This is a genomic window from Roseibium sp. RKSG952, from assembly GCF_009711355.1.
The window spans coordinates 1-1210 of the sequence record NZ_SMMF01000473.1 but is presented as its reverse complement, the minus strand read 5'-3'; the positions used below and the strand labels follow the sequence as shown (position 1 = coordinate 1210).

2 protein-coding genes are annotated in these 1210 nt (G+C 36.2%); both read left to right on the top strand.

Annotation, left to right across the window (positions count from 1 at the left end; translation table 11 throughout):
• On the top strand, window positions 1-341 hold a 341-nt coding region (locus tag E1297_RS49585), incomplete at its 5' end, for a hypothetical protein (protein ID WP_209015576.1).
• A 17-nt stretch (window positions 342-358) separates the two neighbouring features.
• Window positions 359-1093, top strand: coding sequence for a hypothetical protein (locus tag E1297_RS01635; RefSeq protein WP_155133070.1), 735 nt, complete (start codon window positions 359-361; stop codon window positions 1091-1093).
• Window positions 1094-1210: the final 117 nt, after the last annotated feature.

Sequence of the window (1210 nt, the reverse complement as noted above, 5' to 3'; positions counted from 1 at the left end):
AAAAAGGCCGGGTTTACCGGACGGACACGAAAATTGCTAAAAAGAGTGGGATTAAACTGTCTGCAGCGCCACCTAATGTGATTAATAAGCGTTTCTCAAATGGCCAGCGCCTCCCGGTACCTCATACGAGCTTTATAACAGGAAAAGTCTATGACGTTTTGTTGTATCACTCAGATTGGCCAGGAATTGCCTACTATGCATATAGGGATACTGGAAAAAATGTTCTCGATAATGCGTCCGAAAATATTTCAAATGTTGCGAATAACGTAGACAGTCTCTTGCGTCAAACGAAGCCACCAAACTTCATTCCTTTGCCAGGACGTGGGTTGATCCCACGATAACAATTGGAAGAACAAATATGCGCGACTTTCAAAAGGACTACCCTGATTTGGAACAAATCGAACAGCTGCGAATAATATGGGAAAATATATTTTCCGACTATGATAGTCATCAAGGTGAATTTTCAAAAATAGACTATAAAGGACCACTTGATTTTGTCGGTCAGAGATGGGCTTCAGAAATTGGTGTAGAATATGACATGTTGAAAAATGCTCTTACAAAAACAAGAGAGGTTTTTTTTACAAAGAGTAAAATCGATACTAGTTTAGTTAGAATTGAAAATGAATTCATAGACCGGTTCAAAGACTGGAAGACTAAAGAAGTTATTGAAATACCCCCAACAAGCGAACTAGACCACATCGGGAAAAAGTACAATAACAAATATGCCTTACAAACATCGTTACAAAAACTAAAATCTATTGGAATAGAAAATATTATCCACGAAAGTAATAAAAGGCAATTGCGCATATCGGGTAATTTCAAAACTTCTGTCGGATTGGATGCTAGTCTATTAATGATGGCTAATTATTTTTCAGGTGGAGTGCTAGAGTTTATTATGTCATTTCCGTTGTACAATCATGATACGGAGCCAACCGTATTTAATAGCTCACACCTAATGGGTAAACTTTTCTTTTACAAACTAGAAGTACCAGCACCAAAAGGCATTAATTTATATATTAACGATGATGAATACCAGAAAGATCTTCATACATTCCTTGAAATATTATCTTCACTTATAATTTATTTCAAATGAGTGAGCCATTTGAATTATACTAAGGGATATTAGTTTAGACGTTCATTATAAAAACCTACTCTTTATCGCCATTTTTCATTACCCCATCTGTACTGAAACAGTATTGACCTGACAGTC

Excerpts from the sequence above, each read along its gene's own strand:
- E1297_RS01635 (WP_155133070.1), top strand. The coding sequence starts at position 359 with ATGCGCGACTTTCAAAAGGACTACCCTGATTTGGAACAAATCGAACAG.